Annotated in this window: 19 protein-coding genes, 2 tRNA genes and 1 pseudogene; 10 read left to right on the forward strand and 12 right to left on the reverse strand. The window is 37.7% G+C overall.

Translation table 11 applies throughout. From position 1 onward, the window contains the following. Nucleotide 1: 1 nt before the first annotated feature. Nucleotides 2–2116 (reverse strand): hypothetical protein, encoded by a 2115-nt coding sequence (locus tag ACOH2D_RS11780; protein ID WP_449535358.1) that lies wholly within the window; start codon nt 2114–2116, stop codon nt 2–4. Nucleotides 2117–2214: 98 nt separating this feature from the next. On the opposite strand from ACOH2D_RS11780, the gene ACOH2D_RS11785 reads away from it, so the two are divergent. Further along, nucleotides 2215–2424, forward strand: coding sequence for a hypothetical protein (locus ACOH2D_RS11785; RefSeq protein WP_449535359.1), 210 nt, complete (start codon nt 2215–2217; stop codon nt 2422–2424). 84 nt (nt 2425–2508) lie between these two features. Here ACOH2D_RS11785 and ACOH2D_RS11790 read toward each other — a convergent pair whose 3' ends face one another. Beyond that, on the reverse strand, nt 2509–2700 hold the full coding sequence (locus ACOH2D_RS11790; RefSeq protein WP_449535360.1) for a hypothetical protein: 192 nt from the start codon (nt 2698–2700) through the stop codon (nt 2509–2511). A gap of 111 nt (nt 2701–2811) precedes the next feature. Between ACOH2D_RS11790 and ACOH2D_RS11795 the strand changes: the two genes are divergently transcribed. Further along, nucleotides 2812–3195: a hypothetical protein gene (locus ACOH2D_RS11795; protein WP_449535361.1), complete on the forward strand. Its 384-nt coding sequence runs from the start codon at nt 2812–2814 to the stop codon at nt 3193–3195. Between the two features lie 865 nt (nt 3196–4060). On the opposite strand, the gene ACOH2D_RS11800 is transcribed toward ACOH2D_RS11795, so the two are convergent. The 7 genes from ACOH2D_RS11800 to tgt form a co-directional block, all read right to left on the reverse strand. Beyond that, nucleotides 4061–4294, reverse strand: a complete 234-nt coding sequence (locus ACOH2D_RS11800) for a thioredoxin family protein (RefSeq protein WP_348036935.1) — start codon at nt 4292–4294, stop codon at nt 4061–4063. Between the two features lie 109 nt (nt 4295–4403). Then, nucleotides 4404–5432 carry an AI-2E family transporter gene (locus ACOH2D_RS11805; RefSeq protein ID WP_449535362.1) on the reverse strand — a complete coding sequence of 343 codons (1029 nt, stop codon included), beginning with the start codon at nt 5430–5432 and terminating at the stop codon, nt 4404–4406. Between the two features lie 326 nt (nt 5433–5758). Further along, the gene (gene dnaB / locus ACOH2D_RS11810) at nt 5759–7306 is read right to left on the reverse strand and encodes a replicative DNA helicase (RefSeq protein ID WP_348036931.1); all 1548 of its coding nucleotides are present in this window, start codon (nt 7304–7306) and stop codon (nt 5759–5761) included. Nucleotides 7307–7476: 170 nt separating this feature from the next. Continuing rightward, nucleotides 7477–8427, reverse strand: coding sequence for an acetyl-CoA carboxylase carboxyltransferase subunit alpha (locus ACOH2D_RS11815; protein ID WP_348036929.1), 951 nt, complete (start codon nt 8425–8427; stop codon nt 7477–7479). Nucleotides 8428–8565: 138 nt separating this feature from the next. After that, on the reverse strand, nt 8566–9480 hold the full coding sequence (locus ACOH2D_RS11820; RefSeq protein ID WP_348036927.1) for a DMT family transporter: 915 nt from the start codon (nt 9478–9480) through the stop codon (nt 8566–8568). Beyond that, nucleotides 9467–10543 (reverse strand): LptF/LptG family permease, encoded by a 1077-nt coding sequence (locus tag ACOH2D_RS11825; RefSeq protein WP_348036925.1) that lies wholly within the window; start codon nt 10541–10543, stop codon nt 9467–9469. The genes ACOH2D_RS11820 and ACOH2D_RS11825 overlap by 14 nt, the downstream gene beginning before the upstream one ends. A gap of 267 nt (nt 10544–10810) precedes the next feature. Beyond that, entirely contained in the window at nt 10811–11941 is a 1131-nt protein-coding gene (tgt, locus tag ACOH2D_RS11830; RefSeq protein ID WP_348036949.1) for a tRNA guanosine(34) transglycosylase Tgt, read from the reverse strand. 341 nt (nt 11942–12282) lie between these two features. Between tgt and ACOH2D_RS11835 the strand changes: the two genes are divergently transcribed. The 3 genes from ACOH2D_RS11835 (at nt 12283) to ACOH2D_RS11845 (ending at nt 15122) form a co-directional block, all read left to right on the forward strand. Next, complete coding sequence (locus tag ACOH2D_RS11835) at nt 12283–13128, forward strand: transketolase (RefSeq protein ID WP_348036923.1); 846 nt, start codon at nt 12283–12285, stop codon at nt 13126–13128. Between the two features lie 107 nt (nt 13129–13235). Next, nucleotides 13236–14192: a transketolase family protein gene (locus tag ACOH2D_RS11840; RefSeq protein ID WP_348035403.1), complete on the forward strand. Its 957-nt coding sequence runs from the start codon at nt 13236–13238 to the stop codon at nt 14190–14192. A gap of 354 nt (nt 14193–14546) precedes the next feature. Further along, nucleotides 14547–15122: an outer membrane beta-barrel protein gene (locus ACOH2D_RS11845; protein WP_348062714.1), complete on the forward strand. Its 576-nt coding sequence runs from the start codon at nt 14547–14549 to the stop codon at nt 15120–15122. Between the two features lie 228 nt (nt 15123–15350). Here ACOH2D_RS11845 and ACOH2D_RS11850 read toward each other — a convergent pair whose 3' ends face one another. Next, nucleotides 15351–16415 (reverse strand): FKBP-type peptidyl-prolyl cis-trans isomerase, encoded by a 1065-nt coding sequence (locus tag ACOH2D_RS11850; RefSeq protein ID WP_449535363.1) that lies wholly within the window; start codon nt 16413–16415, stop codon nt 15351–15353. Nucleotides 16416–16568: 153 nt separating this feature from the next. Here ACOH2D_RS11850 and ACOH2D_RS11855 point away from each other — a divergent pair, with 153 nt between their 5' ends. Continuing rightward, complete coding sequence (locus tag ACOH2D_RS11855; protein ID WP_348035406.1) at nt 16569–16958, forward strand: Hsp15 family ribosome-associated heat shock protein; 390 nt, start codon at nt 16569–16571, stop codon at nt 16956–16958. Between the two features lie 59 nt (nt 16959–17017). After that, nucleotides 17018–17521 (forward strand): phosphoribosyltransferase family protein, encoded by a 504-nt coding sequence (locus ACOH2D_RS11860; RefSeq protein WP_449535364.1) that lies wholly within the window; start codon nt 17018–17020, stop codon nt 17519–17521. On the opposite strand, the gene ACOH2D_RS11865 is transcribed toward ACOH2D_RS11860, so the two are convergent. Further along, nucleotides 17513–18031: a shikimate kinase gene (locus ACOH2D_RS11865; protein WP_449535365.1), complete on the reverse strand. Its 519-nt coding sequence runs from the start codon at nt 18029–18031 to the stop codon at nt 17513–17515. The genes ACOH2D_RS11860 and ACOH2D_RS11865 overlap by 9 nt on opposite strands. Before the next feature lie 124 nt (nt 18032–18155). On the opposite strand from ACOH2D_RS11865, the gene ACOH2D_RS11870 reads away from it, so the two are divergent. From ACOH2D_RS11870 to ACOH2D_RS11880, 3 genes are all read left to right on the forward strand, one after another. Beyond that, nucleotides 18156–18228: transfer RNA gene (locus tag ACOH2D_RS11870), tRNA-Lys, on the forward strand. A gap of 210 nt (nt 18229–18438) precedes the next feature. Next, nucleotides 18439–18511: transfer RNA gene (locus tag ACOH2D_RS11875), tRNA-Lys, on the forward strand. Nucleotides 18512–19174: 663 nt separating this feature from the next. Continuing rightward, nucleotides 19175–20260, forward strand: coding sequence for a serine hydrolase (locus ACOH2D_RS11880; protein WP_449535366.1), 1086 nt, complete (start codon nt 19175–19177; stop codon nt 20258–20260). 79 nt (nt 20261–20339) lie between these two features. Here ACOH2D_RS11880 and ACOH2D_RS11885 read toward each other — a convergent pair. Further along, a pseudogene (locus tag ACOH2D_RS11885) lies at nt 20340–21017 on the reverse strand (class I SAM-dependent methyltransferase). Between the last annotated feature and the right edge of the window lie 162 nt (nt 21018–21179).

The following is a 21179-nucleotide window of genomic DNA, read 5'->3' on the forward strand; positions in this document are numbered from 1 at the left end:
ATTAGGCGTCTATAAAATCATTAATATTTACTTTCTCGTTGTAGTACTCTAACTGTTCATCGGCAAAGGTTTTGGCTTTGGCTTTTTCAGTTTTAACCGTTTGGCGCGCTTCAATCTTAACAGCAGCTTTAGCAGCTTGTAAGCGTTCAGCACTTTTGTGGTTTTTGTGTTGTCCAAGGCTGTCAGATAGTAGATGTTTAGCCATGGTGTCATTAAGTTCAGGATGCTCAAGGAACTGATCCAATATTTTAGCGTTATCAGCACGCTCGTGAATGATCATGTTGACGGCTGTTTTATTGAAGTCTTTTATTCGTTCCCATTCCATAATATCAGCATCAGTTTGATCAGCAAGTGCCATCGGTTGGATAAATTTGGATTCTAACATGAAGCGTTCAGAGCCGTCGGTTGAAATTGCAAGCACTTGACTTAAATCATTTTCATCATATTGGATAGCCCACTCTAAGTGTGCGTTGTGTCTGAAATTGATATCAAAACAGTCGTAAAAGTGTTTCACACCGTCGATGGTCATAATCAAACCTTCGCCTTTAAGACTGTTAGTGTAGCCTGTAGTAGTACCAAAAGTCAGCAGGTAAGATTCGTGTGACATGACTTGTTTATGCTCTTCCTTTGTGTTTAGCCAGTTGGTTTTGTATTCTGCTAATGTTTTACTGCGCTCAGTTGAAATAATGCTTTCAATTTGTGAAGCACAGCCGTTACGGTCAGGATAGTTCTTTTTGATTTTGTCCATGTATTCCGTGTTCGGCTGATTTTTGGACCCGCTGTCCACGTTGTGACCAGACCAGTTGTTCATGAGCTTGCAATACTTTTTATTGATCCTGTTGAAATATGGCTCAATAACCTTTGCCTTTGCATTTCCAACGGATGCAGGGGAGAAATTAGGAGTCACAGCTCTGTAGATCGGTCTCAGTTTTTTAACGGAGTAGTTATCCGACTGCAATTCAAACGGCATATAGAACTCACCAAACAAGCTTCTTGCATGTTGCATTGCGTTTTTAAGTGCCGCTGTGATCAGTTCAGGGGTTTCATGGGTTCCAATCGCATAGCCAATTGGATAATTGTTGTGAGCGTCTAAAACAACCACAACCGTTAATCTGTTATGATAGGTGGTCACGTTCTGACCTTTACTATTTACTGCAGTAGTTTGATAAAGCAGCTCAGCCGTCCAGCCGTCCATTGTCCAATACAACATTGGCGCGCTTGGTTTGGAACGCTTAACCTGCATAAGCTTTGTGTTTTTAAGAGACTTCACGCCATTGCGCCCAGCATGCGTAACCAATTGTTTCTTTTGTTTACGGTTAGAAACGGTCATTGCAGTGATGGTTTTCCAATTCATCTTTTCAGCTACAATGTTGTAGAAGGTGCAGATGATTTCGTTATCAAGGTTGGTGTGCTTGGAGATCAGTTCGTCGAGTAAGGCCATTTGTTCCTTTTCAGTAACCTTTTTGGCGTTCTTGTTTTGCAAGCGTCCAGAGACTACAGTTTTATAAGCTTCGTGTTGATTAAGCTTTAAGGCTTTTGTGTATTTGTTGACCTTGTAGCGCAGGCCGTCACGTGTAGCAGGTAGATCATGCTCAACCTCACGGAAGGCGTTCACATCTTTTGATAGCGAATCCCATATATCAATGGATACACCGCCCAACGCTTTAGCGTATGCCTTGCGGTTGTTTCGCATTAACACCACGGTGTTCAGAACAGAAGCGTTGAACGTGTATTTTTTAACCAGGTCTAAGTCTAATTTCTTTTCGTTCTTATCGCCGTATCGGTGGCCTACATAAAAATCAAAGGCGTTACGATCCTTTTCAAAGTGCTCAGCGAACCAGCTCTTTTTAATTTCTTCTTGTGGTTTACCGAATTTGTCGGTTAGCGCATCCTTCCACTCGCGGGATAAAGAGGAGAATAGGACTAAACTATCGCCAGCCCAATTACCCTCTCTTAATCTTGTCTCGGTGCAAGTTTCACTATTGAGCCTATGGCGCAAAGTGCGGGGTACTATCAGCTTTAAGCTTTCAGGATGACCCGTTTTGCCCTTGACTATAAACTTAGTCTTGACGCCTAGCTGGTCTTCGTGAAATTCAAATGGGGTTTCCTTTTGCATAGTTTGTTAATTATTGATCCCGCCGTGGTGTCGAAACCACGCTAAGCCGTGGCGGGTTTTCACTATATTTACAGGGTCTAATCTTAAATAGTAGTGATATGAGTAATGTTGATTTATCTGATATTCAGAAGTATATTAAAAGTGAAAGCGAGTTTGCCACAATGCTTAATTGCAAGCTGAATGCTTTGGAGACTATATTAGAGTCAAATTTTCCGAAGGTCTTTGACGCTTATCAAAAGGCACTTTTTGAGGAGCTTCACTCAGAACTTCCTCAAATTGCTTCAAAGCTGAATTACGATCCTTTGTAATTCTGTTTATAAAGGCCTTATTGATTCCTTTGATTTTTTCGGCTTGGTTCATTAATGGTAGATTTGGGTGTGATTGGTTTGTCATTACTTTTTCTTCTTAAAATTTTCAATTAATTCCTCTCGGGTGGTAATGATTAGTTCCATTGCCGCCTTCGCCTCTTCATTCCCTCTAACGAAACGGCTCTTTGCCGTAACTGAGCTCCTAACCCCCAGCATTTCTGCTAAGAGTTGGTAATCCCCATACTGGGCTCTGTTTTTAATTTCTTCAATTGTCATTACGAACAGTTTTTAAATTATATTTGTTTAAATGTTAATGCAAATATAGAGCATTTCTCTAATTCTCAAAATATAATTAGAGAAATAATCTAATTTAACGAATTACTGAATATGGGTGTGAAAGAAAGGCTTAAGAAATATTGCAAGTCAAACAAGATGTCGATTGTTGATTTTGAAGCTAGTATAAGCGCAAGCAATGGCTACATTAACAGCATATCTAAGAGTGTAGGTCTTGACAAGTTAAAATCTATAATAGAGAAATACCCTAATTTAAATTTAAAATGGCTTTTTACTGGAGAGGGAGAGATGGAGATCAGTATGAACGGCAAACCAACTGACAACTACGTCATAGAGGTTCAGAAGAAACTTATCGAGAAATTAGAGGCAGAAATTGACCAGCTAAAAAAAGACAATAAACCTGAAAGTTATGGTTTACACGCTGCTGAACCTGATCCAAAACTAAGAAGAAAGAGGCATTGGCATGAAGATCAGTGACATAGCGTAAACCAACGTGCAAAAACACTGCATTAGGGGGGTGTGTTAGAGCCTTTTTTATGCTTTTTTGGGTTGTTTTTCTGCATTAGGGGGGTGTCTAACTATCGTTTTCATGTTGTCAATGTTGCCCCCTACATTGCCCCCTACGTTACCCCCTACGAGATAAAATGCACTAAAACCAAACTATCTTATACGGCTCTTAATTCATGGTTTTCACGGCATAATCCAGCCTATTAAAACCACAAAACCCCGCTATTCACAAGGCTTTGCGGGGTTATCGTCGGTATAATGTTTAAACGTGGTTTAAGGGGCGTTTAAAAAGTCGGTATAAAGTCGGTAAGTGTCACTATGTGGGCATTTAGTAGTATTAACTAAAATCAATCAAAAATGCGTGTACACCTTGTATCTATTGGCTTACGTGAAGTTAATCAAAATTTCTTTTGTGGGGATTTTGTTTTTGGGGGGGTAGTCCAGTGTTGAAAATGCTTTTTTCCATTTAATAAGATGTTATTTGTGCAAATCAAAGTTAGGTCGCCTAATCATAAAAGTCAAAATAATGTTAGAATTATAGATATTGACGTCTAGAATTTTGGTCATGTTTTAAGTAACATTGACCACATCCAGAGAAGGCGATAGTAATTAGTTCAGCCCTAAGTTTACCCAAAAAATCCCGATTCTAAATTTTAATTGCAAAAACCAAAACTAGTATTTCTACAATAATTCTGTTGACAATAGTTTACTTAATAATCATAAGGTTTTCACCACGATACTATCCACAGTCGCCACAATTAGTAATATCATCCGCTATTTTTTAAAATGTTAGGATTTCATATTTTGGATGAAATCCTAACATAATTCTTGAAACTTATCCTTTGACATCTGCCATTGAAGCTCCAAAATTGATGTGTAGCACATGACCGTTTGGTGTTAATAATGCCGGCACGGACTTCACTCCTGCTTTTTCTGCTTGAGGAATTTTTGATTTATCCTCTCCCAAATTGACGACTTCAACATTAGAAGCGCCGATCAAATTAAGGATGTCCTGTTCCGCACTAAGGCAGACCGAACATCCAGCATGATAAAAAACTGATTTCGCCATAAACTTTTAGTTTAAAATTATAATGCACTATTACATCTCTAAATATAGTAAGGATTCCTAACTATTTGTGCTGAAAATATTAATTTAACATGAAAAAAACAGTTGATTATCAGTTTTGAAGGCCTTTGCCAGATAGTAAACTTGCGATTACTTTAGTGTTAGGGAATTGTTCCAAGATAATCTTAAGGAATACCGTGATTGGAATAGACATGATCATTCCTGGAATTCCCCAAATATAACCCCAAAACATCAACATCACCAAAACGGCAATAATATTGATCGAGAAGGATTTCCCCATAAAAATCGGCTCCAAAATGGCACCAAAAATAACCTGAGCCATGGTTATGGCAAGTATAAAGAAGAGCAAGGTACTAGTTGGATCCAACTCTACAAAGGCAAAAATGGACAAACTAATGACTGAAATAAACGACCCAATCATTTGCACAAAGTTGATTAAAAACACAAAAAGTCCCCAGAAAATCGGAAAGCTCACATCAAAATAGACGCAGGCCAACCCCGTGAAAAGACCTGTACCCAAACTCACTAAAAATTTAACCTTGATGAATTTTATCAGATCATTTTCAATTTTAAAAAAAGTTTTGACGGCGGTATGTTTTCGTTTTAAAATGGTGGCGTTCATTAACTTCTGAACGTTTATGGATTCTGCCAACCAAAGCACGGTAAAGAAAGCTGTGGTTAGGGCCATGCTGAAGAAATTCCCAATAATACTGACGACTGATCCAATATTCTTAGTTTCGGTTACTTGTGCCAATAAAGTGCCATTCTTACCTAACTCGACACCTAAAAAGGATTCCATACTATCTTTTAAGTTTCGAATCTTTTCTTCGGCTTCCGTAAAAAACACACTGTCAGAAGACATAATTTGCTTGCTGGACAGATGGATCAATTCCGCAGTAATACCCAATCCCAATAAAATTAAAAGAATGACGATAAAAATACTAATGTATTTTGGCACGCCCTTCTTCCTCAACCAACGCATCAAGGGTAAAAACAAGAGGGCGATAAACATGGAAAATGCCAATGGAACAAAAATGAACGACAAGATTTTAAGTAAATAAAATACAAGTGGCACAACGATAACCAATATCAATAAATTTGTTGTACGTAATTTATCCATGAGATCGCTTTTTTTTAAACCTTGCGAAGGTAAGTCAAAAAAAGCCGTTTTCAAATCCATAATTTGAGATTAAGAGATGCGTTATTACCATACGAGTTACCAAAGGTAATACCATCAAACTTCTTGCTCTTAATGTTTAAAGAGTCTCTAAAAATAGGCTACAATCCTCGGTATAAATGGGACAAGATAGATTCAAAAAAAAACCGCTATCAACGAAGCAAACTCCATGAAACAAAATGAGCCCGATACCAGATCGAGCTCATTATAATTTGTATAAACTTTTAGACTCCTCAAAAAAAGGTGCCAACTGTAATTAAATTGGAGTATTAAAACGGTACATCATTATCGTCCTCATCATACATTGGTGGCGGATCAAACGCATCAGATGGCGATGGGAAACTACCAGATTGAAATGGATTTTCATTGGCTGGCGCATTCATTTTAGAATGGAATTCACCAAATGGCGTATCAAAATCATCTAGGTTATCAAACTTACCGAGATTTCCAATAAACTTCAATCGAATGTTTTCCAAGCCACCGTTTCTGTGCTTAGCGATGATAAATTCGGCCTGACCTTCAGTAGGCGAGCGTTCCTCATCATCCCATTCGTCAATTTTATAGTATTCTGGTCTGTAAATAAACGATACAATATCCGCATCTTGCTCAATAGCTCCAGATTCACGTAAGTCAGATAACAACGGTCTTTTACTTCCTCCACGTGTTTCCACCGCACGTGATAATTGCGAAAGTGCAATGACCGGAATGCTCAACTCCTTTGCCAAGGCTTTAAGGTTACGCGAAATGGTTGAAATTTCCTGCTCCCTGTTCCCACCTTTCTGGCTTCCGCCAGCAGTCATCAATTGCAAATAATCAATAATGATCATTCTGATGCCATATTGTGATGCCAAACGTCGTGCTTTTGCACGTAAGTCAAAAATAGAAAGCGACGGGGTATCATCAATAAACAAAGGTGCTTTCTCCAAAGCTTTCACTTTCACGTTCAATTGTTCCCATTCGTGTTTTTCAAGTTTACCAGTACGCAGTTTTTCTGATGACAATCCTGTTTCACTAGAGATTAAACGTGTAATCAACTGTACCGAAGCCATCTCCAAGGAGAAGAATGCCACGGGAATATTATGACCTACGGCTATATTTCGGGCCATAGACAAGGTCAAAGCCGTTTTACCCATACCAGGACGAGCCGCTACAATGATCAAGTCACTTTCTTGCCATCCTGAGGTCAATTTATCCAACTTATCAAAGCCTGAAGGCACCCCACTCATCCCTTCCTTATTGGATATTTCTTCAATTTTCTTTTTAGCTTGAATCACTAAACTTTGCGCAGTTTCCGTCGATTTCTTGATATTACCTTGGGTTACTTCGTAAAGTTTTGCTTCAGCTTGGTCCAGCAAATCAAAAACATCCTTCGTTTCATCATACGCATCTTCAATAATTTCGTTGGAAATCTTGATCAAACTACGTTGAATGAATTTTTGAAGGATAATACGTGCATGAAACTCAATATGTGCAGAAGAAGACACCCGTTGGGTCAAGGAAATTAAGTAAAAATCGCCTCCAACCAATTCCAATTTCCCATCTTTCTTTAATTGACTGGAAACGGTTAATAAATCGATAGGCTCACTGTTTTCAAACAATTTGAAAATAGCCTCAAAAATGTGTTTATTGGCATCTTTATAAAAAGCATCTGGACTCAAAATATCGATGACTTCATCCACACCTTTCTTGTCAATCATCATCGCCCCAAGCACAACCTCTTCTAAATCAATAGCTTGAGGCGGTATTTTACCTTTCTCTAAGCTAATGAGAGTGCTTTTGTCCACTTTATATCCTTGTATTTGATTGGGTTGTTTCATGAATGCGAAAATAAATAAATTGTAAAGAATGTAGCACATTTAAAGGGCTTCAATCTTAACAGGTCATCAACAATCTAACTGTTAATAACTCAAAAGTATTGTTAATAAGGCCAAAAAAAACTGAAGTCAACAACTCCAGTTTTCATTTTAGTTAATGTATGTGGGCATTGTTATTTATAGACCCCCATATTAGCATATTTTTCCATGCGGGCTTTTACCAATTCTTTTGGTGATAAGTTTTTAAGTTCATCAAAAGATTTTTCTATCGCTTTTTTAACCGCCAAAAAGGCTTCTTCACGATTGGTATGTGCACCACCCAATGGTTCTTTGATAATATCGTCGACCAATTTCATTTTTTTCATATCGGGAGCCGTAAGTTTTAAAGCTTCGGCTGCTTGCTCTTTATATTCCCAGCTACGCCATAAAATAGACGAACAAGATTCTGGAGAAATAACAGAATACCAAGTGTTTTCCATCATCAATACGCGATCTCCAACGCCAATTCCTAAAGCACCACCAGAGGCACCCTCACCGATAATCACACAAATGATTGGCACTTTCAAACGGGTCATTTCCAAAATATTTCTGGCAATGGCTTCTCCTTGTCCGCGCTCTTCAGCTTCCAGTCCTGGATAAGCTCCAGGCGTGTCGATTAAGGTCACGACAGGAATTTTAAACTTTTCAGCCGATTTCATCAAGCGCAATGCTTTACGGTAACCTTCAGGATTTGACATCCCAAAATTACGGAACTGTCTCGTTTTGGTATTGTATCCCTTTTGTTGTCCGATGAACATATAAGTTTGATTGCCGATTTTTCCCAAACCGCCAATCATAGCTTTGTCATCCTTTACATTTCGATCCCCGTGCAATTCCAAAAAGGTATCGCCGCACAAGGCTCTAATATGATCCATCGTATAGGGTCTGTTGGGATGACGCGATAACTGTACACGTTGCCACGCGGTTAGATTTTTATATATCTCTGTCTTTGTAGCGATGAGTTTCTTCTCAATTTGTTCACAGGTTTGAGTTACATCCACGTCACTTTCCTTACCAATAATTTGGCATTTTGACAACTGTTCCTCTAGTTCTTTTATGGGAAGCTCAAATTCTAAATACTCCATAGAAATTTAAGATTTAATTATTTGTTAGCCTACAAACCTACGTAAATTTTTCCGATCTGATAAAATCTAAAACGGGAAAATCAGGTATTATATTGACCTTGGTGCAAAGTTAAGGATAATCAAAGAAACTCCTATTACTTAATCGATTTTGTGTAGATTTCGTTTTCTCGCTTTATAAGATTTTACATTCTTAAAGATGCCATCTAATAGCACAGATGACAACACCAAAATGGCTCCATAATAGAACTGAGACCCCATAGTTTCAGTTGCCGGAAATAGAATTAACGCCAAAGTTATTCCATAAACGGGTTCTAAATTGTAAGAAAGAACTACGGTATAAGCACTGATATACTTCATTACTTTAACACCACCGATAAACGCATAGGCCGTGCAGATAGAGGCCAAAAGAAAAAGATAAATCCAGTCGGAAGGCGACAGCGCAAAGAATTCGGCGTCAAATCCACCTTTAAAAACCAGTATAAAAATGGTCAAGAATACTACCCCACTTACAAACTCATAAAATGAAATGACCGTGGCGGAGTGTTTTTGTATAAATGTCCCATTGATGACTGCAAACAAACTTGATAATAATGCCGAAATGACACCTAGTATAATGCCATTTATGTATTTTAATTCACCTCGGGTAATTAGAAAAACCCCAAAAATGACGACCAGACCAAACAGAATTTCATACCAGATGATGCGCCGTTTATAAAAGATAGGTTCAATAAAAGACGCGAAAAATGCACCTGTTGAAAACATGGCGAGTGTGATGGAAATATTGGATTGTTTGATGGCTTCAAAAAAGGTAATCCAATGTAAAGCTATGATGACGCCGGCTGCAAAAAATTTGAGCATGGTCCGCTTTTCAATTTTAATCTTGAGCTTTCTGAACTTGATGTAACCAAACATGAGCATTCCTGCTATGGTCATTCTATACCAAACTAAAGGAATGGATCCAATGGTAATTAATTCTCCTAGAATAGCCGTAAAACCCGCAATAAACACCAATAAATGAAGATGCAGGTAGTTTTTTAACTTAGCGTTTTGCATTGTAGAGAAGATAAATAGCCAAAACACCAAACACCACATTGGGAAGCCAAGCAGCAAGAAGTGGCGAGAAATCGGATTGTTCGGCCAATACCCCGAAAACTTTGTCAAAAAACACATAAACCATAGCGGTTGTAATCCCAAATGCCAAGTTGACACCCATTCCGCCGCGTCGCTTAATGGAAGATACGGACACCGCTATTATGGTCAGAATAAAAACGGCCACCGGCAAACTCCACTTTTTGTATTTTACGATTTCATAGCGTCCAATATTTGAAGAGCCTCGAGCCTTCTCCTTGTTTATAAAATCCACCAATTCAGAATATGGCTTTGTTTCTGCGATATAATTCACAGGCGTCAAATCTTCCAAATCAAAAGAAAACAAGGTATCCAGCCGTCGTCGGTTGTCAATAATATCTCCGTTATCTGTAATGGTCCTTTTGAAATAATTAAAGAGCTTATAAGTACTATCTTTTTCAGAATAGACAATGGAGTTCGCGAAAATCTTGTATTTCAATTCGTTGTTTTCAACATGCTCCAAAGTGAAGTTATAACCTGTTTTTTGGCCGGGATCGAAACTGCTCACAAAAATAAAGTCGGTATCATTAATCTGCCGGAAAATATTTTGTCCGGTCTGTTTACTCGCGGCACTTTTTAAATACTTGTAAGAAAACTCATTAAATCCCTGACTTGCAATAGGTGCCAAATAGAATCCCAAGATCATCGCAAATATGGAAATAATGGTCGCCCCAATTATATAAGGTCGAAGAAAACGTGAAAATGAGACGCCAGAACTTAAAAAAGCGACGATTTCTGTATTATTGGCCAGCTTGGATGTAAAAAAGATAACGGACAAGAACAGGAAAATAGGAAATAGCAAATTCGCAAAATAGATCGTGAAATTGAGATAGTACAATGCCACTTCCCAAAAAGGCACTTTATTTTCTAAAATCTTTCCAATTTTCTCGGCGAGGTTGACCGTGATTCCAATAGGAATAAACAGTAGCAACATCATCAAAAATGTGAGGAGATAACGTTTTAATATGTACCAATCGAGGATTTTCAAAGTTGGAAAACTATTGTTTATTTATTATTTTTATTTCTTATTCTCGCTCAAATATGAGACTTTCAGCTTATAACTTCGCTCTTTCCCGCCTTCGCTAAATGTACGAAAGGGAAAAAGTTTTGAGGTTTGTTGTTAGATTCAAATTAGAAGTTTCAATGTCATTTTCGATTTCGATTTCAACTTCCCTCCTTCGCTAAAAGCTGCGGACGGGCAAGCAATTTCAATTTCAATTTCAATTTCAATTTCACTTTCAATTTCAGCTTCTCGCTACAACCGCTTATCCATCTGTTTCACCATCATATCTTTCCAAGTTCCAAAAGTTCCGGCTAAGATATGTTTTCTGGCTTCTCTAACCAACCACATATAAAATCCGAGGTTGTGAATGGTTGCAATCTGCATGGCCAAACGCTCATTGACACTGAACAAATGACGTAAATAGGCTTTCGAATATTCGGTATCCACATAGGTCATGGCCATCTCGTCCAAAGGCGAAAAATCCGCTTCCCACTTTTTGTTTTTGATATTCATGGAGCCGTGTGCTGTAAATAACATCCCATTTCGGGCATTACGCGTTGGCATGACACAATCAAACATATCAATACCCAAAGCAATATTTTCCAGGATATTGATTGGCGTTCCCACACCCATCAAGTATCGTGGTTTATCTTCGGGCAATACGCTACACACCACTTCAGTCATGGCGTACATTTCCTCAGCAGGCTCGCCAACTGACAATCCGCCAATAGCATTTCCTACCGCACCAGCATTGGCGATATACTCAGCCGATTGTAAGCGCAGATCTTTATAGGTACTTCCTTGAACAATGGGAAAAAAACTTTGTTCGTAATTATAGTGAAACGGTGTTTTATCCAAATGCTTAATACAGCGATCCAACCAACGGTGAGTCATGTGCATGGAGCGCTTGGCGTAATTATAGTCACAAGGATATGGGGTACATTCGTCAAAAGCCATTATAATATCAGCACCAATGACGCGCTGGATTTCCATGACATTTTCTGGGGTGAAAGTGTGATAACTGCCGTCAATATGCGATTTAAACTTAACGCCTTCCTCTTTAATCTTGCGATTAGCAGATAATGAATAGACCTGAAAACCACCTGAATCCGTCAGGATAGGACGATCCCAATTCATGAATTTATGCAAACCTCCAACCTGTTCCAAAATTTTTGTCTGCGGACGTAAATAGAGATGATAGGTATTCCCTAAGATCACATCGGCATTGATATCATTTTTAAGTTCTCGTTGGTGTACTCCTTTAACGGAAGCTACCGTACCTACCGGCATAAAAATAGGTGTTTCAATAACGCCGTGATCCGTGGTAAGCACTCCTGCCCTCGCCTTAGTTTGAGGGTCTTTTCCTTTTAATTCAAATTTCATATGTAGCAAACCTACATCTTTTTTTAATTCAAACTGAAAATAATCAGATTGAACGCAGATGCGATGGTATTTTAAAAATTGTAATAAGTGGGCAAAGATAAACATTGCTGCAAATAACATAAAGGGCTCTTAAGAAAACTTTTAAAATTCTATTTTGGCCAAATTAACACCATCTCAAGGACGGATTTTGAGGTTAAGCTCAAGTGCGTTTAAAATTACCCGAACCATTGCCTATGTAATTGTTAGCAAACAACAGTATTGGTTAATAAGTGCGCCAACATCGTTTTGATTTCGGGGTTTAAAACTTTACTTTTGCACCGTAAAAAACAAACTTTTATAAAATGTCAAACACACAACAATTAGAAGATTTAACAACTCAGGTACGTAGAGATATTCTCCGTATGGTACACAAGGTCAATTCTGGGCATCCAGGAGGCTCATTAGGTTGCGCAGAATTTATGGTTGCGCTTTACAATGAGATCATGGACAGAAAGGATACTTTTGAAATGGATGGCATAGGTGAAGACCTATTCTTTCTTTCCAACGGTCATATTTCACCAGTATTTTACAGCGTCTTGGCAAGAGCAGGCTATTTTCCTGTAGAAGAACTGAATACCTTCAGGTTACTAAACTCCCGTTTACAAGGTCACCCAACTACACATGAAGGTTTACCTGGTATCCGTGTAGCTTCAGGATCATTAGGTCAAGGTATGTCTGTTGCCATTGGCGCAGCACAAGCTAAAAAACTAAATAATGATCCGCATTTAATCTATAGTTTACATGGTGATGGCGAATTGCAAGAAGGCCAAAACTGGGAAGCGATTATGTATGCTTCTGCTAAAAAAATTGACAATCTTATTTCGACCATCGACCTTAACGGACAGCAGATTGACGGATCTACGGATACTGTATTGCCAATGGGAAGTATCAAAGATAAATTTGAAGCTTTTGGATGGACCGTTGTGGAAATCGAAGAAGGCAATAATATCGAGGCTATTCTTAAAGGTATGGCAGATGCTAAATCAAAAACAGGTCAAGGAAAACCAGTTTGTGTGCTTTTGAAAACAGTAATGGGCCATGGTGTTGATTTTATGATGCATACGCACGCATGGCATGGAAAAGCGCCTAATGATGCGCAGTTAGCTATTGGATTGGAACAGAATCCAGTGACTTTGGGCGACTATTAAAAAAGTCGGCAGTTAGCAGTCACAGTCAGCACCCGATAGCTATCGGGACTGAAGGACTTTTAAAAAAAACATTAATTAAACAGATACCCACCTTCGTGGGCATTACCATGAAAACATACACAAATACAGGAAATAAAGATACTCGTTCAGGTTTTGGAGCGGGATTGACAGAATTAGGACAAACCAATGATAAAGTTGTTGCGCTTTGTGCCGATTTAATTGGCTCCTTAAAAATGGACGATTTCAAAGCAAATCATCCAGAGCGTTTCTTTCAAATAGGAATTGCTGAAGCAAACATGATTGGTATCGCTGCTGGTTTAACCATCGGTGGAAAAATTCCGTTTACAGGAACTTTCGCTAACTTTTCAACAGGTCGTGTTTACGATCAAATTAGACAGAGTGTCGCTTATTCTGACAAAAACGTCAAAATTTGTGCGTCTCACGCAGGTTTGACCCTTGGTGAAGATGGTGCGACGCATCAAATTTTAGAAGATATTGGATTGATGAAAATGTTGCCAGGAATGACCGTGATCAATACGTGTGATTACAACCAAACTAAAGCAGCTACCATTGCCATTGCAGACCATAAAGGCCCAGTTTACCTTCGTTTTGGACGTCCATCAGTTCCAAATTTCACGCCAGAAGATCAAAAATTTGAAATTGGTAAAGCTTTGCAATTAACTGAAGGTACTGACGTCACTATCGTTGCTACTGGACATTTAGTTTGGGAAGCACTTGAAGCGGCTAAAGCATTACATGAACAAGGCATTTCGGCAGAAGTAATCGACATCCACACGATTAAACCTTTGGATGATGAAGCCATTTTAAAATCGGTTAAAAAGACCGGTTGTATCGTTACCGCTGAAGAGCACAACTTCTTGGGTGGATTAGGTGAGAGTGTTTCACGCGTTTTATCATTAAACCATCCAACACCTCAAGAATTTGTGGCTACACAAGATACTTTTGGAGAATCTGGAACACCAGCACAATTGATGGAAAAATATGGCTTAAACAGTGCGTCTATCATTAAAGCTGCACAAAGAGTGATTGAGAGAAAGAAGTAGGCATTGGGGATGTGGGATTAGGTGTGAGGGATTAGGTGTGAGGGATTTGATTAACGATTGATGATTGTTGATTGTTGATTGTTGATTGTTGATTTTAGGAATTATTTATTATTGCTATTATTTATTCCACTTAACCAAGACTTAGAACTTTCAAATTAAAATTTAGAACTTTGAATCATAGGCGTTTGAAGTTCTTTTTTTTTAACAAAACCTACAACGCTTCTAAAAATAGATGGAAACAAAGAAATAATTAAGGTTTGGCAGCGTTTTTGTTTATATCAAACCTCAAACTTAAAAACAACAATTATGAAAATTATGAAAAATCTTCACCAGCAATTTAAAGTTAGACGTGACATGAGTAAAAAATTAATTTTAGCAATGTTTGCTTTAGCAGCATTTACGTTGACTACCAATGCTCAAAACGGAGACGGTTTTGGTATTAAAGCAGGATTGAACTATAATGCCAACGGCAATTATTTTCAATCCATAGGAGCCAATGCCAAACATCCAGATCGCAACGTGGGTTACCACGTAGGTTTATATGGTAAAATTGGAGATCGTTTGTATTTCAAACCAGAATTGGTGTACACACAAACCAAAAGTGAATACGGCAGTGATGCTCTTAAATTGCAGAAAATAGATGCACCATTAATGGTTGGTCTCAAAATTTTAGGCCCTGTAAGTGTCTTTGCTGGTCCATCGCTAACCTACATCCTTGACTCTAAATTTGAGGGCATTAGCCTTAAAGACCTTGAGAATGAATTTACCATTGGAGCACAATTCGGAATCGGACTAAATTTCAACGGATTTGGAGTTGACGTTCGATACGAAAAAGGTTTAAGTAAAAACTATGGTACTGTTGGTGTTTCTGATAGTCGAATTGACACACGACCTGATCAATTGATCTTAGGTATTTCATTTGCGCTATAAGTCATTCAGATCACTGAATAACAAAAAAGGCTATCATTGATTTGATAGCCTTTTTTATATTCTATTTTTATTAAATTCAGATAGGATTCAAAACAGAGTTTCAATATCTATCCCTAATTTTAAATGATGACATCAGTCTAGTTTCTATCATCTCTATTCTATCTTCTGTCAGAGCCATCTCGATTCATTTATCCAACAGACTGACTATATTTCTGATTTCTCAGAACCCTATAATTTACTGTAATCTTTTTTAACATCTTTTTGAAGATGATCCCACACGCCATTGCCATCAGAATCTACAAACTTAAGCGTCTTAATGGTAATGATTCCACCATTATTTGTTCTGCTTCTTACAAACTCAATTGTCGTATCCAAAACTGGTTCTTCCTCGCCAAGGTTCGTATTGACCGTATAGGTTTGTCTGGTCATTTCATTGATGGTTAATATACGATCGCCATCATCATCATTATCCAAAAAGTTTGGAAGGTTATCACCATCTGTATTGTCATTAAACAAATTTTTGTCGCCATTTAAATCTTCCAGATAAGAAGGAATACCATCGCCATCATGATCATTGATTTCTGATTGGTACAATTCAAACGAAAACATCAAATTTGAATAGGCAGGAATATCTCCGGAGGGTGGATTGTTATAATAACCTAAACCTGAAGGCAAGAACATAACGCCAAGTCCATAGTTATTAAAAGTCACCGTGCCATCGCTGTTTTCAGTATAACCTTCGGAAGTTCTAAACTCAGGAACAACTTCACGCCATCCAGCAACTACGCTCATAAGGTCAAATTCAATTGGGGTGACACTACTGTCAAATGACTTACCATTGGGTAGAAACCCGTTATAATTCACGCGGACATTATCTGAAAAATTAGGCTTTTCCCCACCACCTTCGTTAAGCATTAAATAGTAGAATTGATAATCCGCACCATCATATCGCCCAGTCTTTGGATTGTCAATATCAACCGCTACGCTTAACATTTGATTATTGTCAGGATCTGGCATTGGCAAAAAGTTACCACTGGCATCCTTTGGCAATTTTGAAATGACAAGTTCAGAAATACGATGATTGCCAGGCTCTGCAAACGTAGCACGGTTGTAGTAATGCGTATTTAAATAAGTCTTTAAAGAATCAAGATCGGCTACCTGTTGTTCCGTTCGGTCGCGTTGTGGAATTTCTTCAAAATTATCATCGTCTTTTTTACAGGAAGACAATAAGGTTAAAAAACATAAAGTTGTGAGAGCGTAGGCTTTTAATTTCATCAATTTAATTTTATTCATTTTCAAAGCAGTTGCAATCGTCTTAAATTCATTCGCTTAAACAATTAAAATGAATTGTTTATGAATCTTTCAATATTGCTTATTTTTGCCGGCAAGATACAATAATATAATACGTTTGCACAACAACATTAACGTTGTTTTAAAATTTTTAATATGCGAATAGATAAATTCCTTTGGTGCGTCAGATATTACAAAACACGCACCATTGCTACAGAAGCTTGCAAAAAAGGACATATCAAAATTAATGGTCAAGCCGCAAAACCCAGCCGAGAAGTTTTTGCAACCGACAAAGTAGAATTGCGTAAAAATCAAATCAATTATCAGCTTACGGTCAACGATATTCCGCCAAACCGTGTGGGCGCAAAATTGGTCGATATTTATGTAAAAGATACTACGCCGAAAGAAGCTTTTGAAGCTCAGGAACTTTTAAAATACTCCAAAGATTATTATCGCAAAACAGGATCAGGACGACCGACCAAAAAAGACCGACGGGATATTGACGATTTTTATGAGGATAATAAGGACGACAATAAGGACGATTAAAAGAACGCTTTTTTTATCTTTGAACAAACAATAGCCAACGACAGCCAACACTAGCAAAAATGACAGCAGCCAAACAAATCATACTCAATCACCAGGAAATCAATCATAAAATAAGACGCATTGCCTATCAAATTTATGAGAACAATGTGAACGAAACTGAAGTTATTCTAGCAGGAATTGATGCCAACGGCTACATCCTGGCCAAAAAACTAAAATCCAATCTCGATAAAATCTCCGATTTAAAATCCGTATTGTGCAAGGTGGTCATTGATAAAAAGAATCCGTTAAAACCGATTACCACTTCAATTACAGCGGCTGACTACAGCAATAAATCCATTGTGCTTATCGACGATGTATTAAATTCGGGGAGCACGCTTATTTATGGTGTGAAACATTTTCTGGACGTGCCCGTAACACAATTCAAAACGGCGGTACTCGTCAATCGAAACCATAAAAAGTATCCGGTTAAGGCCGACTTCAAGGGCATTTCGCTCTCCACTTCCCTCAATGAGCACGTGGAGGTTATTTTGACAGGAAAAGTTTTTGAAGCCTTCTTAAAATAAGCGAGCCATAATTTCTTCTGTAATTGTTCCTACACTTTTAGCATCGGTAACAAGCGTTTGATGGCTTTGGCTATAATAGTATGAGCGTTCAAATAGATGTTTTCCGATAAATTCGATTAATTCCTCCTCCGTTTTAAGATGCGCGATTAAGGGACGTGTCGATTTTTCAGGATGGAGGCGCTTGACCAAATTTGGGATAGAACTTTTCAAATAAATGCTATGGGCATGCGCTGTGTTTAAAATGGCCTCCATATTGCTCCCGTAACAAGGCGTTCCACCGCCAAGAGACAGAATGATATTATCTTGCTGCAAAAGCTCATTTAAATAGAGGTGTTCTTTTTTTCGGAAATAAATCTCCCCTTTGGTTTCAAAAATCTGCGAAATGGTTAAGCTTTCCTTTTTTTGGATATAATCATCCAAATCGATAAATTCAAAATTAATCATTTTGGAAAGATTCTTACCCACTGTAGACTTTCCACTGCCCATATATCCAATTAAAATAATATTCATAAAACGCCTTACAAATTGATTCTTAAAAACATAGCTAATAGATCTACAAAAAAACAAAAAATATTTCAAAAAAGGGTTTGGTTTATTAATAAAACGATTTATATTTGCACCCTCGTTAGGAAAAGACTTGATAGCTCAGTTGGTAGAGCATAACACTTTTAATGTTAGGGTCCTGGGTTCGAGCCCCAGTCAGGTCACAAAGTGGAAACACTAAAAACTTCAAAACCTTGTTAATCGAAAAGATTAGCAAGGTTTTTTTTAAGGAAAATAAGTTCAGACGATTATTTACAGATATCGTCATAAGATTTTGAATTTTTAGGGTAAAAATAAATTGTTGGTGAAAAAACACCAGCAATGGCCAATTATAATAAATAAAAGGCTTTATATTTGCACCCTTGTTAAGAAAAGACTTGATAGCTCAGTTGGTAGAGCATAACACTTTTAATGTTAGGGTCCTGGGTTCGAGCCCCAGTCAGGTCACAAAGTGGAAACACTACATACTTCACAACCTTGTTAATCTAAAGATTAGCGAGGTTTTTTCTTTTAAGGCCAATTCGTTTCCACGGGAATAATGAAATTACGGGATCAAGTCAAAAAGTTGTGGGATTTTAAGATTACGCATAAATTGTTGTTAGTCTATATAGGAAGAATTGTGGGTTTTTAAGATTAAGCAACAATTGTTGTCCTATTAAAGTTGCGTTGATCTTCTAAGAATAGTGATCAATAAAGGTCTTTCAACGTTTTTGATCCTTAATCTCCTTCATTTCTTGGTTTTTGAAAACTATTGCTAAAACATCATAACCCATTCTAATTATGAATTTCACAGCCCATACTTTCAATTAATTACGGGTTTAGTCTTGGTTCTTGGTTCTATCAGCGAAGCGGCGGTTACTGAGCTCGTCGAAGCGTCTTAATTCTTTTCCGGACAATAAGTGATCAAGAATCAATTGCTGGTCCAAACACCAACAATGCCTAAAATGGGATCCATCCTACATGTTTTGTAACAATCAAGAAAATCCTGAAAATTAAAATTCATCTTAATTCCTCTACCCACAAATCCACATTCAAGTATTCAGAACTTAAGTCCTTTTCATAGGAAAGTGTTATGTTCGTCGCCAAGAATAAAACATTGAAAAGGAAAAAATGCTAAAGAAAATTTTAATTGGAATTGGAATTTTTATTGGACTTGTCGTTTTGACTGGCGCTCTTGGAATTTATTACTTTTTTCCGAGCGAAGACAAAGTATTGAATTTCATCAAGGACAATCCCGATAAAACCGCTATTCTTATCGTTAGAAACGACACTATTTTTGCAAGTCAAAACTTGAATAAGGTCATGCCCATTGCCAGTACGGTAAAAATCATACTCGCTATTGAATATGCCGAACAGAGTGCCGAAAGCCTTATTAACCCTGATGACCTGATTCCTATAAACGATCTGGAAAAATTTCATGTCCCCAATACCGATGGTGGCGCTCATATGGAATGGCTCAAAGCTGTAAAACCTAAAATTTCCGACGGCCACATTAGCATTCGTGAAATTGCAAAAGGCATGATAAAGTATAGTTCCAATGCCAATACCGAATGGCTACTTAATAAACTTGGAACTGACAAGGTCAATAATCGCCTGGACAGTTTAGGTTTAAAGGATCACACTGAAATTTATAATATTGTTTCCGCACTATTTGTGGGGAAAGAGCTTTTTCCAGATCTCAAAGGCCATGAACTTCAAAAAGTGCTAAGCGAAGTTTCTTCAGAAGACTATATTGCCACGACCGAAAAAATATATGAGAAACTTGAATCTGATTCTTTATACAGCAAAGAGCTTGGCGATTTGGGTATGAACATTCAGAAAATTTGGTCAGACCGATTGCCCGCTTCAACCGTTGAAGAGTATGTCACGATTATGCAGAAAATAAATAGTCGGAGCTATTTCCGCGAAGCATCTCAAAACTATTTAGACGAAGTCATGGAATATATTTTAGAAAATCCTGATAATAAAACTTGGTTGGAACATAGTGGCATGAAAGGTGGGTCAACAGCATTCATTTTGAGCAAATCACTTTATGCCACGGATAAAAAGGGAAACAAAACGGAAATGGCCTATTTTCTGAACAACCTGTCTGTCCTGCAAATTGCGAGACTTCAACTATCCATGAATGAATTTAACCTAAAGGTTTTAACAAATAAGAAATTTCGCGAAAAATTAAAAACAGAACTCGGCTCCTAAAATCAACCGATAGATTTATAAGGGCTGCGTATTGATGAAATTACCAAACGCAGCGCGATGGATATTTCATCTATTTAGCTTAGAACATTCTGTAAAGGGTCGTTACGATCATTCCTTTACCATCCGGTAAACGCACAGACAGTAATTGCTTTTCTTCTTCCACCCTCATATGAAATGGTGCCGCTAATAGGTTGATACCACTTTGTTTTTTCAATCGTATGCCTTGACCAGAAATAATATCCTTATTGGGTATAAAATCGCCTTCAGGCAAATGCTCTGTGACGATTACATATTTAAATGCCGAAAATTTCCGCGCTATGCTTTGTACTTCAGCATTCGATAAATGCTGCAATACCTGTCTTAATAAAACACAATCCGCAGCGGGCAAATCATCTACCGCAATATCCAGACATTGGAACTCTAAGTTGGTTTCCATGAATTTTTCTTTATTGCGCTTTATAAGGTTTGCGACGATATCTACCGCAACATATTTTTCAGTATGGCGTACCAATTGCTTTCCTACATTAAAATCGCCACAACCCAAATCACATATGACCAGCGGATTTTTAAAAGAAGTTAAAAATGATTTTAAAACATTGATATATGGTTTTACAATTTCCGGCTGATGTGATCCTTCACCTTAATAAAAATCAGAGGTATTGCCACCCCAAAGTTTTAGTTCATAAATCTGCTCCATGGCAGCTTTGGTTGGCCAAGGTTTTTTTATGCTTTTGGTTCCATGGTCACCCTTCTTCATAAGGTATTTAGTGTTTTTCATAAAAAAATAAGGCTTAATTCAAAGGTACTATTATTTCAAACAGTCCATTCACGATTAAAATTCCACTTAAACATTTTCAATTGAGATAGATTAGCCCCTTATAAGTTCGGAGTGTTATTTTAAATTTCAAATCTATACATT

Source organism: Gelidibacter sp. (assembly GCF_053579655.1).

Bases quoted from the DNA above. Each gene is read 5' to 3' on its own strand.
- ACOH2D_RS11780 (WP_449535358.1), bottom strand. From the start codon at position 2,116: ATGCAAAAGGAAACCCCATTTGAATTTCACGAAGACCAGCTAGGCGTC.
- ACOH2D_RS11785 (WP_449535359.1), top strand. From the start codon at position 2,215: ATGAGTAATGTTGATTTATCTGATATTCAGAAGTATATTAAAAGTGAA.
- ACOH2D_RS11790 (WP_449535360.1), bottom strand. From the start codon at position 2,700: ATGACAATTGAAGAAATTAAAAACAGAGCCCAGTATGGGGATTACCAA.
- ACOH2D_RS11795 (WP_449535361.1), top strand. From the start codon at position 2,812: ATGGGTGTGAAAGAAAGGCTTAAGAAATATTGCAAGTCAAACAAGATG.
- ACOH2D_RS11800 (WP_348036935.1), bottom strand. From the start codon at position 4,294: ATGGCGAAATCAGTTTTTTATCATGCTGGATGTTCGGTCTGCCTTAGT.
- ACOH2D_RS11805 (WP_449535362.1), bottom strand. From the start codon at position 5,432: ATGGATAAATTACGTACAACAAATTTATTGATATTGGTTATCGTTGTG.
- dnaB (WP_348036931.1), bottom strand. From the start codon at position 7,306: ATGAAACAACCCAATCAAATACAAGGATATAAAGTGGACAAAAGCACT.
- ACOH2D_RS11815 (WP_348036929.1), bottom strand. From the start codon at position 8,427: ATGGAGTATTTAGAATTTGAGCTTCCCATAAAAGAACTAGAGGAACAG.
- ACOH2D_RS11820 (WP_348036927.1), bottom strand. From the start codon at position 9,480: ATGCAAAACGCTAAGTTAAAAAACTACCTGCATCTTCATTTATTGGTG.
- tgt (WP_348036949.1), bottom strand. From the start codon at position 11,941: ATGAAATTTGAATTAAAAGGAAAAGACCCTCAAACTAAGGCGAGGGCA.
- ACOH2D_RS11835 (WP_348036923.1), top strand. From the start codon at position 12,283: ATGTCAAACACACAACAATTAGAAGATTTAACAACTCAGGTACGTAGA.
- ACOH2D_RS11840 (WP_348035403.1), top strand. From the start codon at position 13,236: ATGAAAACATACACAAATACAGGAAATAAAGATACTCGTTCAGGTTTT.
- ACOH2D_RS11845 (WP_348062714.1), top strand. From the start codon at position 14,547: ATGAGTAAAAAATTAATTTTAGCAATGTTTGCTTTAGCAGCATTTACG.
- ACOH2D_RS11850 (WP_449535363.1), bottom strand. From the start codon at position 16,415: ATGAATAAAATTAAATTGATGAAATTAAAAGCCTACGCTCTCACAACT.
- ACOH2D_RS11855 (WP_348035406.1), top strand. From the start codon at position 16,569: ATGCGAATAGATAAATTCCTTTGGTGCGTCAGATATTACAAAACACGC.
- ACOH2D_RS11860 (WP_449535364.1), top strand. From the start codon at position 17,018: ATGACAGCAGCCAAACAAATCATACTCAATCACCAGGAAATCAATCAT.
- ACOH2D_RS11865 (WP_449535365.1), bottom strand. From the start codon at position 18,031: ATGAATATTATTTTAATTGGATATATGGGCAGTGGAAAGTCTACAGTG.
- ACOH2D_RS11880 (WP_449535366.1), top strand. From the start codon at position 19,175: ATGCTAAAGAAAATTTTAATTGGAATTGGAATTTTTATTGGACTTGTC.